Origin of the sequence: Flavobacterium coralii (assembly GCF_019891545.1) — a bacterium.
GTDB classification, from domain to species: Bacteria; Bacteroidota; Bacteroidia; order Flavobacteriales; family Flavobacteriaceae; genus Flavobacterium; species Flavobacterium coralii.
Genome location: NZ_JAHDIU010000042.1, coordinates 1 through 537 on the forward strand (window position 1 = coordinate 1; position 537 = coordinate 537).

General features: G+C 44.5%; 1 rRNA gene. It reads right to left on the reverse strand.

From position 1 onward, the window contains the following. Positions 1-510: ribosomal RNA gene (locus KJK34_RS15535) — 16S ribosomal RNA — on the reverse strand; the annotation flags it as partial. Positions 511-537 lie beyond the last annotated feature (27 nt).

A 537-nucleotide genomic window follows, 5' to 3' on the forward strand; every position in this document is an offset into this window, starting at 1 on the left:
CGGCTGCTGGCACCAGACTTGCCCTCTCCTTGCTACTCGAAGAATCATTTGTATTCAACTCATTGAAATAACTCATCCAAAAGGATGAGTCTTTATATTTTTAGTCACTATCTCATACTCAACAGTGGATAAGTTTCGCGCCTGCTGCCTTCCTTGGACGTGGTAGCCGTTTCTAAGGCTCCCTCTCCGGAGTCGAACCCTTATTCTCCGTTACCCGTAACAACCATGGTAGTCCAATAAACTACCATCTAGTTGAAAGGGCAGACACCCTTTCCGGATAGAGTCAGTCGAAACTGACAGTAAACTGCTTTATTCAGAGTCAACAAACAACGTCCGAAAACGTTTGGTCTGTTCTAATAATTGCACCCCGCCTTGCGTTGGGGTATAGTTGCATGTATTAGCTCCAGTATTTCCGCAGTTATCCATATGAGGATCCCGGATAAGGTGATATCTGCTCTAATGAGCCGTACGCAATTTCATTGATGAATCAAAGCATGCATGGCTTAATCTTTTACTTGAGCATATCGCGCTGACAGA